The organism is Bacillus sp. sid0103 (assembly GCF_019219025.1).
This window is the reverse complement of record NZ_JAHUWN010000022.1, coordinates 97,120-112,875: the sequence shown is the minus strand read 5'-3', so window position 1 is coordinate 112,875 and position 15,756 is coordinate 97,120. Positions and strand designations below refer to the sequence as shown.

General features: G+C 37.9%; 13 protein-coding genes. 8 read left to right on the top strand and 5 right to left on the bottom strand.

All coding sequences use genetic code 11. From position 1 onward, the window contains the following. Window positions 1–239: 239 nt before the first annotated feature. The 3 genes from KW850_RS22430 to KW850_RS22420 all read right to left on the bottom strand — a co-directional run bounded on the left by KW850_RS22430 (window position 240) and on the right by KW850_RS22420 (window position 1,846). Window positions 240–1,178 carry a DMT family transporter gene (locus KW850_RS22430; RefSeq protein ID WP_218349977.1) on the bottom strand — a complete coding sequence of 313 codons (939 nt, stop codon included), beginning with the start codon at window positions 1,176–1,178 and terminating at the stop codon, window positions 240–242. A gap of 137 nt (window positions 1,179–1,315) precedes the next feature. Next, window positions 1,316–1,597: a hypothetical protein gene (locus tag KW850_RS22425; protein WP_218349976.1), complete on the bottom strand. Its 282-nt coding sequence runs from the start codon at window positions 1,595–1,597 to the stop codon at window positions 1,316–1,318. Between the two features lie 57 nt (window positions 1,598–1,654). Next, the gene (locus tag KW850_RS22420; RefSeq protein ID WP_218349975.1) at window positions 1,655–1,846 is read right to left on the bottom strand and encodes a hypothetical protein; all 192 of its coding nucleotides are present in this window, start codon (window positions 1,844–1,846) and stop codon (window positions 1,655–1,657) included. Window positions 1,847–2,032: 186 nt separating this feature from the next. Here KW850_RS22420 and pdxR point away from each other — a divergent pair, with 186 nt between their 5' ends. Beyond that, entirely contained in the window at window positions 2,033–3,475 is a 1,443-nt protein-coding gene (gene pdxR / locus KW850_RS22415) for a MocR-like pyridoxine biosynthesis transcription factor PdxR (RefSeq protein ID WP_218349974.1), read from the top strand. Window positions 3,476–3,562: 87 nt separating this feature from the next. Here pdxR and KW850_RS22410 read toward each other — a convergent pair whose 3' ends face one another. After that, complete coding sequence (locus KW850_RS22410; protein ID WP_218349973.1) at window positions 3,563–5,170, bottom strand: glucose PTS transporter subunit IIA; 1,608 nt, start codon at window positions 5,168–5,170, stop codon at window positions 3,563–3,565. Window positions 5,171–5,424: 254 nt separating this feature from the next. On the opposite strand from KW850_RS22410, the gene KW850_RS22405 reads away from it, so the two are divergent. Both KW850_RS22405 and fsa read left to right on the top strand, forming a co-directional pair. Next, window positions 5,425–6,633 carry a helix-turn-helix domain-containing protein gene (locus tag KW850_RS22405; protein WP_218349972.1) on the top strand — a complete coding sequence of 403 codons (1,209 nt, stop codon included), beginning with the start codon at window positions 5,425–5,427 and terminating at the stop codon, window positions 6,631–6,633. Between the two features lie 212 nt (window positions 6,634–6,845). Continuing rightward, entirely contained in the window at window positions 6,846–7,505 is a 660-nt protein-coding gene (fsa, locus tag KW850_RS22400) for a fructose-6-phosphate aldolase (protein WP_218349971.1), read from the top strand. A gap of 113 nt (window positions 7,506–7,618) precedes the next feature. Here the strand turns inward: fsa and KW850_RS22395 are convergent, their stop codons facing one another. Next, window positions 7,619–7,930, bottom strand: coding sequence for a winged helix-turn-helix transcriptional regulator (locus KW850_RS22395; protein WP_218349970.1), 312 nt, complete (start codon window positions 7,928–7,930; stop codon window positions 7,619–7,621). 350 nt (window positions 7,931–8,280) lie between these two features. Between KW850_RS22395 and pcp the strand changes: the two genes are divergently transcribed. The 5 genes from pcp to KW850_RS22370 all read left to right on the top strand — a co-directional run bounded on the left by pcp (window position 8,281) and on the right by KW850_RS22370 (window position 15,605). Then, the gene (gene pcp, locus KW850_RS22390; RefSeq protein WP_218349969.1) at window positions 8,281–8,928 is read left to right on the top strand and encodes a pyroglutamyl-peptidase I; all 648 of its coding nucleotides are present in this window, start codon (window positions 8,281–8,283) and stop codon (window positions 8,926–8,928) included. A gap of 809 nt (window positions 8,929–9,737) precedes the next feature. Further along, window positions 9,738–11,273: an NCS1 family nucleobase:cation symporter-1 gene (locus tag KW850_RS22385; protein ID WP_218349968.1), complete on the top strand. Its 1,536-nt coding sequence runs from the start codon at window positions 9,738–9,740 to the stop codon at window positions 11,271–11,273. A gap of 188 nt (window positions 11,274–11,461) precedes the next feature. Further along, window positions 11,462–12,289, top strand: a complete 828-nt coding sequence (locus KW850_RS22380) for a hypothetical protein (protein WP_218349967.1) — start codon at window positions 11,462–11,464, stop codon at window positions 12,287–12,289. Between the two features lie 1,031 nt (window positions 12,290–13,320). Beyond that, complete coding sequence (locus tag KW850_RS22375; RefSeq protein WP_218349966.1) at window positions 13,321–14,379, top strand: LLM class flavin-dependent oxidoreductase; 1,059 nt, start codon at window positions 13,321–13,323, stop codon at window positions 14,377–14,379. 26 nt (window positions 14,380–14,405) lie between these two features. Further along, on the top strand, window positions 14,406–15,605 hold the full coding sequence (locus tag KW850_RS22370; RefSeq protein ID WP_218349965.1) for an AraC family transcriptional regulator: 1,200 nt from the start codon (window positions 14,406–14,408) through the stop codon (window positions 15,603–15,605). Window positions 15,606–15,756 lie beyond the last annotated feature (151 nt).

Here is a 15,756-nt window from a genome sequence, read left to right as displayed (position 1 = left end):
TCATTTTGGAAATCACCTACATACATTTAATATCATTAATTATAAATTAAAAAGGCAGTTGAAAGTTCAATTCAATTGAAACTTTCAACTGCCTAATTTAGATATTGGACTTTTTCAGTGCCCTCGTTCAATACAGAGATCATCTTCTTAAATCTGCCTAGACTTTTTTTGAAATGTCCTTTACAAAGGGTACACTTTATTGTTACGGTAAGTCCTTTCAAATGTGTTTTAAGTGCGTATTACCCCTTCAAATCGATCTCGCGCTTAACCGTATTTATTTTTTTTCTAAAAATCTTCGTATTTGTCCCAATATATACTCCAGATAGGACAAAGGCTGCTCCGATTCCGTGGGCTGCTGTAAAGGTCTCATGTAAAAAGATTGTGGCCATTAAAACAGCGGATACTGGCATCACGTTAATAAAAATCGAAGCTTTTGCAGCTCCAATTTCTTTGATTCCGTAATAATACATAATAAATGAAACCACAGTAACGAAGATACTCATATGGGCGATGGCCAACCAAGTTGAAACGTCAGCTTGCTGAACATCCTTCCAGGTGGTTTCAAATAAAGCAAATGGTAATAAAAATATCGTCCCAAATGCAACCGCATAGGTGGTGGATTCCACCGGGGTGAATTTTTTTAACACCACTTTACCGACAACGCTATACAATGCCCAACTAATCACCGCACCCAATAAAACCAAATCAATTGTTTCAAAGCCGAATTCCACCAAAGATAAAACGTGGCCATCAGTAATGATAAATGTAACTCCAATGAGCGCAATTACCATGCCAATAATATGATTCTTGGTGATTGTCTCTTTTAAAAAGACCCCTGATAGAAGAACAATTAAGACTGGATTTGATGCAATAAATAAGGAACTCTTAATCACAGGTGCATGTTTGGTGGCAATAAAAAAACAAATATTATAGAGTGCTATGCCTGTTAACCCTAATACAGCAAAAAGACCATAGTCCTTAAGTGTAGGCCTGTTTCGATTTTTTTCCGTAAGCCACATCATTGGAAACAATAGAACAGCAGCACCCAAAAAACGTAAAAAAGCAACCGTGGCGGGTTCAAAACTTTGAACGGCAATTTTTCCGGCAATAAAGGCACTTCCCCATGTCGCCGTAGCGATAATCAGCATTACGTAAGTAAGCCATTGCTTCTTTTTCATCCAATTCCCTTCAATCTATAAATGTAATAATTAGTATTGTACCATCTTTTTCGGATTTCGAAATAATTATTTTTAATAGATTTTGAATAATGCGACCATTCAAGGAATGTAATGCAGGAATGGGGAAGAGAGTAAGATTATTTACTTTGTTTATTTCTAAAGGAAATAATATTTGTTTTTAACGATGCATATGTCCCGATAGCTGCATATCCGTAAAACCAACCCATAAAAAAACCGCCAAGGGTATTGTGTTTATGACTGATAAAAATAGAAAATCCTAATCCAAAGATTAGGGCAATGGTTGGGACAAACCATTTTGGTAATTTGAAGTAAACCTTTATTAGTTGAGTTAACACTATGATGAGGGGGATAGCAATAACTGCATCCCAAAAATTCGTTTGTATAGTTGGGAAATCCATCGATAAACACACCTTTTTTCCTTTATTATGTGTGTTTTCTTCTCGATTTATTAATAGTTAGTTCATACTGATATACCAAGCTAAACCTCCGATGGCTGCTAAAATGACAATGACATAAATCCCTGTCAATCGTAATGTGTTTTGTTTTGTGGAACTTTTATAGTTTTCATCAGGTTTCCCTGTAAGTGAAAGTGTACCAATCAATGCTGCGACTAAAACAATAATGATAAGAGCCATTCCAAACTTCATATTTTTCATCCTCACTAAATAATTTCATGAAAAGATTGTTTACTTGACCTAAAAGTTTCAATGTATGATTCTTATATTAATGTTAATCTTATAAAAAATGACCATCCAATTAACAAAAAAATAGACCATCCACTTTTAATTGCATGATCATAACTTCTTCAATTAAATGGAAGAGGGGTGAAAACTTTGGAATGGAAACCAGATCGTAAAGAAAAAAGACCGATTTACAAACAAATTGCTGATTATCTTGAAGAAGGGATTTCGACAGGCATATATACAACCGAAAGCATGTTACCTTCTGAACGTGTCTTAGCAGAAGAGCTGCAAGTTAACCGAAGTACAGTGGTGGCAGCATATGATGAGCTCCAGTCATTGGGGATTGTCGAGCGAATAAAAGGGAGCGGTACCCGTGTCAGCACAGATATTTGGGGGCTTGAACATAGACGTATTCCAAACTGGAGCAGATATTTAGAGAGAGGTTCGTTTCTTCCAAACCTTCCAGTCGTTCAAAAAATTCGTAAAGAAACACAGGGAAATGACCTTATTAATATGGCTAGTGGTGAGTTGTCACCAAGTTTATTTCCAAATGAACAATTCCGTCGTATCCTTTCTGACCATCCCTTTACAGGGTACCTAGGCTATGACGATCCGCAGGGGAATGAAGATTTAAGGCGAACGATTTCCTCCCATGTGAATGAGTTTAAGAATATTAAAACATTGCCATCATCGATTCTTATAACTTCTGGTGCACAACAAGCCTTGCATTTAATTGTCCAATGCTTGCTGAAACCAGGAGATGCGGTTGCCATTGAAGACCCTTCCTATTGTTTTTCTCTACCCATTTTTCATACGGCAGGTTTAAAGATTTACCGATTACCGATTGATTCAGAGGGTATTAACCCGGATGATCTTATTCATTTACATAAAAAACATCGAATTAGAATGGTTTTTTTAAATCCGGATTTTCAAAACCCAACAGGAACGGTTCTTTCAATGGAACGACGGAAACAAATTTTAAACATCTCAGCTGAATATGGTATTCCAATCATTGAAGATGATCCCTATAGTTTGACATCCTTTGATGGAGTGGTTAATCCTACATTAAAATCAATGGATGATAATGGGAATGTTCTGTATATAAGTTCTTTGTCCAAAATTATTGCATCTGGATTGCGCATTGGTTGGGTAATTGGCCCTCCAAAGGTTATTCAACGGCTTGCGGATGCCAAACAACAAGTTGATTTTGGACACAGTGTCTTTCCCCAATGGGTAGCCAATCAATTTCTCGGCTCGGAATACTTTCATCCGCATATTCAATTTTTAAGAAACCAGCTTCAACAGAGAAGAGATCAGATTGTTCAAAGCCTTAAGGAGTTATTGGATGATAAAATTTCTTTCTCTATTCCTGAGGGCGGAATTCATATATGGTGTAAATTACACAGGTCTGTAGATGAACAAAAATTACTGGAGGAATCGATAAGAAAGGGTGTCGCATTTGTTCCAGGAACGGTTCTGGGTTCTGAAAAAGGTAGTCATCGTTTTACATTCGGCAGGGCAGATACCAATTTCATTCATACTGGCATCGCTCGATTTTCAGAGGCGTTAATAAATATAGAACAAAGACAATAAAGTTCCATGCTAATAAAATTAGGTCAGTCCCATGGTGGTTACAAGCTTTAACGCACCGAGTGACTGACCCTATTTTATGACTTTTACTTAAACTGTTAATTTTAGCAAATCGTCCGATGGTGTAACCGAATCATTTTTTGTAGCAATAATATTTAGATATTTTTCTTTATTTGTAATGACAACTGGGGTTGTGGTTTGATATCCGGATGCTTTGATCTTATTTAAGTCAAATTCAATGAGTAATTCACCTTTTTTTACTGTATCTCCCTGTTTGACATGCGGCGAGAAATACTGCCCATTCAATTTTACGGTATCAACGCCAATAAATATTAAAATTTCAGCACCATCATCGGAAGTTACACCAACGGCATGTCCAGTTGGAAATTGGGTAGTGACCACACCATTAACAGGTGAAAGGACTTTACCAACTTCTGGTTCAATGGCAACCCCTTTACCCACCGTTTCGGTCGAAAAAAGCATATCATTAATTTTTGCTAGCGATACCACTTTGCCTTGTAACGGACTTACTATGGTTTCGGGTTTTACGTCAACAAACATTTGTCCATATTTGTCTTTTTCATTTGCCTTTTTACTTTCATATCCGAATAGATACGTAAAAAGAAATCCTAGAATAAAAGAAACCGCAATCCCGATTAGATATTTCCATATTGGTGAAAAGGCAGGAATTGACAGAACACTCGGAAGTACAAAATCAGTCATGACAATACCTAAGGCTCCATTAATTGCACCACCTACAGCTGACGCAATGATAACATAAATCATTGTTCGTCTGTACCGAAGGATAATCCCATAGTTAATGGCCTCGGTTGTTCCTGCCAATGCTCCAGGCACAATTCCGCTTGCAGCAAGTGCCTTCAGATTTTTATCTCTTGTTTTTAGAAAAACCCCGATAGCGATACCAACTTGGGCAAATGGAGCTGCTGCAGCCATTGGAATGATGGGATCGGGACCTACGGCCAGATTAGCAATCGCAAGTGGAATGACTGTCCAATGCAATCCCATAATGGTTAGGAACGTCCATGAAGCACCTAAAACAGCTCCAGCCAAAAGTCCGCTTCGATCACTTAAGAAATTAATAATTGAACCGAGTCCTTCGCCAAGCAATGTACCAATCGGACCAAACACAAGCATGGTTAAGGGGACAAGCAGAAGTAAGGAAATCATTGGATTGATAAACATCTGAATGTCTTTATAAATAACTTTTTTCAACAATTTATCTAAACCAGCATAAACAAACATGGCAATAAAAATTGGAAAAACAGTGGAAGAATAGTCAGCTAATAAGACAGGAATTCCTAAAAAATCGCTTTCCTTAACTCCTTTATCTACTAGGCCGACAATTTCAGGAGTTAATAAAGAGGCACCAATAACTCCACCAACATATCCATTAGCACCAAGTTTAAGAGCAATGGATATTCCAAGAAATACAGGCAGGAAATGAAAAACTGCACCTCCGGCAGCGGATAAAATCAAATAGGTACCGCTTTCAGGAGAAATCCAACCTAACATGTTTAAAACTGATAACAGTGCTTTTAAGAGTCCAGCTCCAGCAAGTACTCCTATGATAGGGACGAAACTTCCTGAAATAACACCTAAAACTTTAGATAACTTTGACTCTTTATTTTCGTTAGTCAGGATTGAATGTTCGGAATGATCTAAATTTTGATTGCTCATAGTTGCTCCCCTCAATCTAATATTCATTATATCTTTTGCATTCATTTTCCACTTTATTTTACTTGTAGAAAATTTCCTTGGGTTTAGCTACTTAATCGTATCTGCGGCTTTCAGATTTTTTTATTAATAACTCATAAAATTGAAAGCGCTAATATAATCCTAGTATAATGAACTAAAATGATTACTGTTAGGATTTATTTAACATTATCAGGATTAACATAATGATGGTTCATAGTTAAGTGGAGGAAATATATATGGAACAATCAAAAGTCATCTCAACCGCGATAAAAATTTATAATATTACCAACTTAAATACATATGTTCTAGATAAAAATGGGGAGTTTTTGTACCATCATGAAATCATTTCTATCCCAGCATTTATGCCAGGTTCAGATGACAAGGATATTTTGTTTTTGTTTGAAAAAATGAAACCTAAGGAACAACTATATTCTTTAATAAACGAATGGAACTTACATTATTTTGGATTTTCCTTCACCCAAAAGATGGAAAGGTACTCGATTATCATCGGACCATTTTTTGATAAAACACCAGATTTTTACAGTTTATCTAAAAATTATCTCCTTACAAGTTCACAAAGTGAAGATTTAAAGGTTACCGTCGACAAAATATATGTCCTAACTGCAGAACAGGCAAGTGGTTATGCAAGTATTCTTCAACAATTTACAAACATGATGGAGCAGGACATTACTCCTTTATTGATTATTTCAGATAAAAACAACCAGCATGTTCACAATAGGGTAAATCACATAAATGTGGACAAAGAAGCGGAACTAGTCAAATTGAGATATAAGACTGAAAGAAATTTTATGAATGCCGTTGAAAAGGGGGATAAAAAAACAGCATTACAACTGATTAATTCTAGAAACATGCTGTTTTCTTTTTCGGAACGTTTTCCAAATCAGCCGTTGCGCCGGATGAAAAATATAGCGATTATCTTAAATACTCTTCTTCGGACGTCAGCAAGAAATAGTTATGTACCTGCAATCATGATCCATCGAATCTCAGAAAAATTTGCGTATGAAATCGAAAATGCGAATCAAGTGGAAACACTCCATCAGTTAGAGGATCGAATGATCGAGGAATATTGCGATTTAGTCATTTCCAACTCTTTAAGTGAATATTCAACCATGACCCAAAGGGTGATTGAACATCTGCTAAGTTTTTATAATAAACAGATTAATAAAGAAGATTTGGCAGCACAATTGTCCATCCATCCAAGCCATCTTTCCCGAAAATTTAAAGAAGAAACAAAGATCACCTTAACTGCTTTTCAACAAATGTTACGAATAAAGGAAGCAAGGCACCTTTTAAAAACGGAGAATTTATCTATTGAAGAAATCGCATGGACGATTGGTTATGATGATCCATCTTACTTTACAAGAGTATTTAAAAAGGAAACGGGAAGGACACCTTCTCAATATCGAGATGGGGCAGAAGTATAAGACAAATGAATTCATACCATTCCATAAAAATGGCGTGAATTTTATTATTTTGTAAATAATAGCTAAAGTTAAAGTAAATATCATTAATTCAAGTTATAGTACTTGACGATTTTTGTCAGATAGTTATAAAATGGTTACGGAAAGTAACTTTTATTAATTAAAATAACCTATTTTCTTTAGGGACATGTTACCAAAATTGGAGGGAAAACATTATGAAATTTTTTATCGATACTGCTAACCTTGAGGAAATCAAAAAAGCCTATAAAATTGGGGTGTTATCAGGAGTAACAACCAACCCATCTTTAGTAGCTAAAGAAGGCGTGAAATTCGAAGACCGTATTGCAGAGATTTTAAATGCAGTACCAGAGGTTGAGTCTGTTTCTGCGGAAGTAACACCTAATGCTCTGACTGCTGAACAAATGATTGCAGAAGCAAACGAACTCATTAAAATCAACGGTGGAGATAAGAACATTACCATTAAACTCCCAATGACATTAGACGGCTTAGAGGCTTGCCGCTATCTAACAAAAAAAGGTGTTAAAACAAACGTAACCCTTGTATTTAGTGTCAACCAAGCACTATTAGCAGCACGTGCAGGAGCTACTTATGTTTCGCCATTCTTAGGTCGTTTAGATGATATTAATGAAGATGGTGTACAACTTGTCGCGAAAATTGCTGAATTGTTCCGCGTACAAAACTTGGATTCACAAATCATTGCTGCATCCGTTCGTCATCCTGACCATGTTACTCGTGTTGCGCTGGCAGGAGCTCATATTGCAACTATTCCATTCAAGGTAATTGAGCAACTATCAAAACATCCTTTAACAGACCAAGGGATTGAAAAATTTGCGGCTGACTGGAAAACAGTCTAAGAAAGCTGTTGCCCATGCTGCACAATGATCATATTGTGTGGATGTTCATAGAAAAATGAAATAACCACTACAAAATAACCCCCCCTTCACTTATTAATGAAGGGGGGTTAGATTTACAACCATTTATACGCCCATGCTTCTAATGATTTAAGAGAACGTCCAAGGTCCGTTCCTTTTTTGGTTAATGAATACTCGGTTCGGACAGGTCGGTCTAGAATGACAGTCCTCACCACAATTCCGTTGTCCTCAAGCTCTTTCATTCGTTCATTTAATACTCTTTTACTTAAATCAGGAATAAAAGTATGGATTTCACTGAATCTTTTTGGTTCCTCCATTAATGTGTGAATAATGAGACCCATCCATTTCTTTCCTAGTATATGATAGCATTCTTCAATTTTACTGCAAAATTTATTGACTATTTCCATAATAAACAACCCCTAATTGTTTCCTGGTTATTTTTAATAACTACATAATTATAATAGCAGACTCAAATGAGATAAAAAAGCGTTTTATAACTATTTCAGGCATTAGCGGGATCAATGCAAAAAAGCTGGCCTCCTAATGGAGAACCAGCTTTTTGTTACTTTTTATAACCAAAATCAGGAATGTTTGTCTAGTGTTGGCGGAAAGCATGTGAGGCCAATTTTGTTTACATTGAAATTTTTCTCATAAAAGGACTATTTTTGCGAAAACAGGACTTTTATGGTAAAACCTAACCATTAGGTTGTTTTTTGGCAAGCACTAATTTCAAATTATAATAGAAAGGAAAATGGCAATGAAAAAGATACTTATTACCGGGTTTGACCCGTTTGGAGGAGAACCTGTCAATCCTGCACTCGAAGCAGTAAAGCTATTACATGGAAAAGAAATTGCAGGCTATGAAGTGGTCACAAGGGAAATCCCAACGGTTTTTGGAAGGGCGATTAGCAGATTAATAGAATCGATCGATGAACTAGATCCAGACATGGTCATTTGTGTTGGCCAGGCAGGGGGTCGATCCACGATCACACCTGAACGTGTTGCAATCAATGTGGATGATGCCAGGATTCCAGATAACGAGAATAATCAGCCAATTGATGCGGAGATTGTCCCAGATGGATCATCTGCCTATTTCTCCAATCTGCCGGTCAAGGCAATGGTCCAAAAAATGACTGAAAACGGAATCCCTGCTTCCGTTTCGAATACAGCGGGCACCTTTGTCTGTAACCATACTTTTTACGGATTGATGAATTACATTGATACCAGCAGCAAGAATATCCGAGGAGGCTTTATCCATATTCCTTTTCTCCCGGAACAGATTGTCCGGAATCCGGGGCATCCAAGCATGAGTCTAGAAATGATTGTTAAGGGACTGGAACTTTCCATAGAAGCTGCTTTAGCAAATGAAACAGATATTGTACAAGTTGGAGGAGAAATTAGTTAATTTTAAGTGCTGTACATTTATGATCTCCATGTAGTTTGGTTAGTGTACGGTTGAGACTACGGTTATACGTGGCCAAGATCTTGGACAAATAAAAAATGCACTACAATTATAAGTAGAATGAATTAATTAAGTGCCGAGAATGGCTCTTTTTTACGGATTCATTTCCATATTAAATGAGAAGCATTTAAAAATTATTCAAAAATAAATTGCCCCATAAATAGAGACGACTTAGTTTGCTTATGTTTACATTTACAAATGAACTAGAATCATGGTTTTGCTCACTTTTTAGTGAAAGCACCCTAGGTAGATATTTTTAGAAGGTAATTGGAAAGAAAACATGTGAGGAATCCTTACCGTATTAAAGACAAATTTTGTCGTCCTTATTATACTCCACTATAAGGTATTGGTTGGGACCAAGGCGATGGAGATGATTAAACCGAGGGTTCACTTTACATAACATAAAAGAATTGATAGAAATCATTCAACCTTTTGTCCAATGACAGGGTGTTGGGGAAATATATAATAGAGGATAGGGAGGTAGGTTTTCTTTTCCTTTTGCATGACTCGCATAAAGGGGAATGGGAAGGAATCTTGCCCGGGGAGGTTGAAGATTAGCAGGGAGGGGCGCGATGGAAAATAGTTGAAATTTATTTTGAATTTTTTAAATATTCTTTCAAAATTATCTTGTGTTTAAATGAGTTTCATTTCAATACTAGGTAAATCCTAAAGATTTCAATGGTACCCTTGCTCATACGGCATAAATGTTTCACTAGAAGAGCTCGTTAAATAACCAATAAGGGGGAATTTTGTTGAAAACGCAAATTGAACAAAATGGTATTGTTACCCTGACACCTGAAGTTGCAAATGGTTTGAGTAACAGTGGAATGTGGAATGATGATTTACGGCCAACAACAATGAAGGAACATTCATGGAAAGGTCTAAATTTTGCCACGTTATGGATTGGGATGTGTTTGTGTATACCAGCCTATACAATGGCGAGTGGTTTGATTTCGTTAGGAATGAATTGGTGGCAGGCGATTGGAACGATTTTTCTTGGGAATGTCATTGTCCTTATCCCTATTCTATTAAACTCTCATGCAGGTACGAAATTTGGAATTCCTTATCCAGTGTTTGCCCGTTTATGGTTTGGCTCAAAAGGGGCGCATATTCCAGCACTAGCTAGAGCTATTGTTGCTGCTGGCTGGTTCGGGATTAACACATGGATTGGTACGGGTGCAATTGATACACTTTTATCGGCTTCATTTCCTGCCTGGAGAAACTTTCCAGGACATACGGCGATTGTTTTTGCATTGTTTTGGGGTTTAAATGTGGTAGTAGCCTATAAGGGACCTCAAGCCATGAAAGTACTAGGCTTAATTGCAACACCGATTGTGGGCATCGCTTCGATCATTCTTCTTATTTGGGCATATTCGAATGCAGGAGGCTGGGGTCCCATTTTGGACACGCCATCTAAATTCACGACAACAGGGGCGTTTTTAAAAGTGTTTTTCCCGGCATTAACAGGGGTCATTGCGTTCTGGGCAACACTTGCATTGAATATACCTGACTTCTGCCGTTATGCGAAAAGTCAAAAATCACAAATGTTGGCTCAAAGTTTCTCTCTTCCGCTTACAATGAGTATTTTTTCCTTTATTGGAATCGCCGTCACTTCGGCTACGGTGGTCATTTTTGGGACAGCTCTTTGGGATCCAGTTCAACTGCTTGCGAAATTCCCCCCATTTGTTATCTTTTTGGGAACGTTAATTATCGTGATTGCATCTTTAACGATTAATGTCGGTGCAAACATCGTCGCACCTGCCCGTGCGATTGAAAATCTAAATCCAAAACGAATTACTTTTGGTTTAGGTGCTCTAATAACTGGTGTCTTTGCAATCTTAATGCAACCTTGGTATATTATGGAGAACTTTGGAAACTATATTTTTGGATGGCTGGGAACGTATGGAGCATTACTTGGTCCCATTGATGGGATTGCGATTGCCGATTACTGGCTTGTGCGCAAGAGACAAATGGCACTTAATGAGCTTTATGATGTAAACGGTCGTTATAGTTATACCTCTGGTTTTAATAAAAACGGCGTTTATGCCCTTATCATCGGTGTAGCCATTCCTGTACTTGGACTTTTGATCCCTGGACTTCGCTTTTTATGGGATAATGCCTGGACATTTGGATTGTTTATCTCAATTATCGCCTACACCTACTTAATGAGAGGCGACCAAAGCGTTCTAAAACCAGGGGAATATGAAAAAATTACCAGCTTCAAATCGTCGACTCCTGGCAATAATGTGGATTCAGTCACCCATAATGATACAGAATTTTTCTATTAAAAAATGAGTGTCAGGCACCTTCCGGGAAATTGGAGGGTGCTTGACACTTTTTTTTTGATTTTTAACCCTAATATTGGTAAAAATTCAAAATATTTGAAAAATAGTAGATTTATTGGAATAGGAGATTAGTATGAAATTAGGCCAATACATATCTTTCTAGAAAGAACAAAAAACCTAAGGAGATTGTTATGAAAAAAATTAAAATTTCATTCGTAAGTCTTGTCCTGCTCATCTCATTATTCTCTTTCAACCATCTAAGTTTTGCGAAAGAGAGTAATATCAACTCAAAAACTGAAAAATTAACAAAAGAAGATAGACAGTATTTAAAAGAGAAAGTAGGACATACCGACGAAGAAAGAGATCAATTACCGGTCGAAGTAGCAAAACAACTAGTAAAAGACAAAGCGGTTATACAGGATTCCAATTCGCAATTGGCTGTATTTAATGATGCAATTAATAATCCTGGTGATTATACAACTATGGGATTAATTGCTCCTACTACGATGAAATTGGCCGGTACTGTGTATAAAGTAACATCTGACAAAGCAAGTAACGATAAGTTTTATATTTACGGTAATTTTACCTGGTTAAAGTCACCAGTCAATACACTCGTTGATAAGATGACATTTGGTTTTCCGGCTGGCTCAGGATTTTACCTGCCAACAAGTAGTGGGGCGATAACACAACATCAACATCGATATAGTCAAGATCCTCAAGGCAACGGGGTTTGGAAAGATTATGCAGTTGATTACTCACCAAGTGATTGGGACCCAAATGCAGGTGTAGCAGGTGATTTTGATTTATTGTCTTCTACGGATTTAACCAAACACAAAGGCTATATGGCACAATATGTGTATGTACCAACCTCAAAAAGCGGGACTATGAATATTAAAATAGAGTATGGTCATAAGTTAGTCGTAGGAAAAGTGAGTGTATCCGTATTATCAGCGGGGTTATCCATCACTCCAACCACAACAGTTGATACTGCTTCTTATGGATTAACAGTTTCTTATTAAGCAGTAATGGAAAAACGATGAAATGACAGTCTCAAAGGTCAGATACGATGACCTTTGAAACTTTTATATAGGTATTAATAAAGGTAATCTATTTGTTCGCCCTCCGTTTTCCCCAAAATAGCTTCGCTTTTAAACACTAGACTTTAAATAATTAGTATATGCTTTATAGATGGCTTCGGACACGATCACGATAGAAATCCCCAAAGCTGTCCGAATCAGGCATGGCTTTGGACACGATCACGCTAGAAATCCCCAAAGCTGTCCGAATCAGGCATGGCTTCGGACACGATCACTAGAAATCCCCAAAGCTGTCCGAATCAGGCATGGCTTCGGACACGATCAAACTAAAAATCCCCAAAGCTGTCCGAATCAGGCATGGCTTCGGACACGATCAAACTAAAAATCCCCAAAGCTGTCCGAATCAGGCATGGCTTCAGACACGATCACGCTAGAAATCCCCAAAGCTGTCTGAATCAGGCATGGCTTCGGACACGATCAAACTAAAAATCCCTAAAGCTGTCCGAATTAGGCATGGCTTCGGACACGATCACGTTTGAATTCTCCAATTTTGTCTAAATTCACATTTTAAACATCATTTACGAGCATAATGAATTAACCATGTTTACGGAAAGAGTCTTCAATTACATTTTCAACAGTTGGTTCTTCAGAAGAGGTGTGATATTTAATCTAGTAAATCAGTTATTTTGAATTATATTAGTAAATGTAGGATAATAACGGATGAAAATTCTTGACTTTATATAAAATTAGGCACTGTTAAACATGCATGTTGATCTCCGCTCCAGGTGCTTCGCTTTCCGCGGGCAGTTCGGGGAGCCTCCTCGGCGAGTCTCTCGCCTGCGGGGTCTCCCCTGTCCCATACTCCCGCAGGAGTCTCGGGCCTTACGCTCCAATCAACATAGTGTCAAAATCAACAATCAGCTTTAACATAGCCTAAAAATGATAACAGGTTTTGTGTATTTCATTTAAAATACATCGGCACAGGGCTGCCAATATTTTTGGAGGTAATGTTTGTGGAAATAGGAGTGAGCACATTTGTTGAAACAACACCGGATGCTAGAACCGGTGAGGTGATTAGTCATGCACAACGAATCCGTGAAGTGGTTGAGGAAATCGTCCTGGCCGATCAGGTTGGGCTAGATGTTTTTGGTGTGGGTGAGCATCATCGCGAAGATTTTGCGGCATCTTCTCCTGCTGTAGTGTTGGCTGCAGCCGCATCGCAGACCAATCGGATTCGACTAACCAGTGCGGTAACAGTTCTATCATCTGCTGATCCGGTACGAGTTTTTCAGGATTTTGCTACACTGGATGCAATATCAAATGGGCGTGCAGAGATTATGGCAGGCCGTGGTTCTTTTATCGAGTCGTTTCCGCTGTTCGGCTATGATTTAAAAGACTATGATGAATTATTTGATCAGAAACTAGAGCTATTATTAAAAATACGAGAGTCGGAGAAAGTGAGCTGGGAAGGCGGACATCGACCAGCCATTCAAAATCTTGGCGTGTACCCTAGACCTGTTCAGAATCATCTTCCGGTTTGGATTGGCAGTGGGGGCAGTCGGGATTCCGTCATCCGTGCAGGGTTGCTTGGATTGCCACTCGTTCTAGCCATTATTGGCGGCCGGCCACTGCAGTTTGAGCCGCTTGTCAGACTCTATAAGAAAGCAGCCGAGCACGCTGGTCATGATGTCTCGAAACTCCCAGTTGCCTCGCATTCGCACGGATTCATTGCAGAGAGCAACGAAGTGGCTGCTGAAAAGTTTTTCCCTCCTACCCAGCAAGTCATGAGTAAATTAGGCCGCGAACGCGGATGGGGGATGTATGACCGTGCAAGCTTTGATGCAGCTCGCAGCTTTGAGGGAGCATTGTACGTGGGGGATACAAAAACAGTTTCTGAGAAAATCATCCATTTACGAAAAAATGTGGGGGTTACGCGCTTTATGCTGCATTGTCCTGTTGGCACCATGCCTCATGATGATGTAATGAGAGCTATTGAACTCTTAGGAAAAGAGGTTGCCCCAATCGTGAGAGAAGAAATAACTCGATGGGAAGCTGAAAGCGATTGTTGTTAATCCAAAGAATCTGAAGGGTGAATAAAGTGGATGAACTGCAAAGTAAGTGTTGGCTAATTAAAAATGCTTTTAATATTGATGTACATACAGTTGATAATCAATTTCAAACGATTTTGCACATATCTGATGATAGTGAACCCCTAATTTTTGTTGAAGCTCGAAAGAAAATCTATTTGGATCTTAAAAGAGCTTTAGAAAAGGCCAATAAAAATAGTTTTTGTTTTCATACAGATTCTTTTCAACTATCCTATTTCGCCGTAACAATTTTCGATGGTGACCAGGATGAAGGGATGGTTTTGGTTGGACCGTTCTTAAATGAGCGAGTCACTGACCAGTTTATCTGGAATGTAATGAGGGCTAATCATCTGGAAAACAATTGGCTGAAACCCTTGGAGAATTTTTATAAGTCACTAACTTTTTTAGGACAATCATACCTCTCAATTGGCAATTTAATAGTAAATATTTTAGTTAACCCGCCTGTTGACTCCCAAATCATTACGACGATAAACCATAGCGATCAGTTTCAGCCAAATGTACAACCTCAGGATTTTTATCATAGTGGGTTGGACGTTAAACTTAGGTATGAGGCTGAAAAGAATTTTTTACATGCCATCGAAATGGGAGATAAAGAAATAGCAATGAAAGCATTGCTCGAATTTAGAGGCGATTTTCTATATAGAGTACCAGGCAATCCTTTGAGGGCGAGAAAAAATATTACTTTTTCTTTTAATACTATGAATAGGCTGGCTGCTGCTAAGGGAGGGGTTGAACCTGAATATTTACATGCTATTTCAGAAAAATTTGCTCTTAAGATTGAGGCAGCAGTATCTATGTCCGATTTAGATGCGATTGATTTCAGTATGTTAGAAGAATATTGTGATGCGGTTAAGAATTTTGCAGTTAAAGGGTATAGTTCTGTTGTAAGGAAAGCGTTAATGTATATAAATCTCAACTTTAAAGAACCAATAAATGTGCAATCAATAGCAGACGAAATTGGATTTAATCGATCCTATCTCGCGAGAAAATTTAAAGAAGAATTGAATATAAGTGTGATTGAATATATCCATCAAAAACGGATTGAAGAGGCCATTTTTCTGATTGAACAGAGCCGGTTATCTATTACAGATATTGGTATTCAAGTGGGTTTTAGTAGCTATAATTATTTTTGTAAAGTATTTAAAGGAATAAAAGGAATGACTGCTACAGATTATAAAGGCAGCAAATAGAAAAAAAGGCACATGATTGAACTCATGGCCTTTTTTAATTTTAGTCTGTGTTAAAGGTTATTGTTGATATTTCACCTATGTTGATTGAAGGGGAAGGCGCGAGACTCCTGCGGGAGTACGGGACAGGGGAGACCCCGCAGGAGCGCAGCGA

Bases quoted from the DNA above. Each gene is read 5' to 3' on its own strand.
- pcp (WP_218349969.1), top strand. From the start codon at position 8,281: ATGAAAAAGATACTTATTACCGGGTTTGACCCGTTTGGAGGAGAACCT.
- KW850_RS22380 (WP_218349967.1), top strand. From the start codon at position 11,462: ATGAAAAAAATTAAAATTTCATTCGTAAGTCTTGTCCTGCTCATCTCA.
- KW850_RS22395 (WP_218349970.1), bottom strand. From the start codon at position 7,930: ATGGAAATAGTCAATAAATTTTGCAGTAAAATTGAAGAATGCTATCAT.
- KW850_RS22430 (WP_218349977.1), bottom strand. From the start codon at position 1,178: ATGAAAAAGAAGCAATGGCTTACTTACGTAATGCTGATTATCGCTACG.
- KW850_RS22425 (WP_218349976.1), bottom strand. From the start codon at position 1,597: ATGGATTTCCCAACTATACAAACGAATTTTTGGGATGCAGTTATTGCT.
- KW850_RS22405 (WP_218349972.1), top strand. From the start codon at position 5,425: ATGGAACAATCAAAAGTCATCTCAACCGCGATAAAAATTTATAATATT.
- fsa (WP_218349971.1), top strand. From the start codon at position 6,846: ATGAAATTTTTTATCGATACTGCTAACCTTGAGGAAATCAAAAAAGCC.
- KW850_RS22420 (WP_218349975.1), bottom strand. From the start codon at position 1,846: ATGAAGTTTGGAATGGCTCTTATCATTATTGTTTTAGTCGCAGCATTG.
- KW850_RS22410 (WP_218349973.1), bottom strand. From the start codon at position 5,170: ATGAGCAATCAAAATTTAGATCATTCCGAACATTCAATCCTGACTAAC.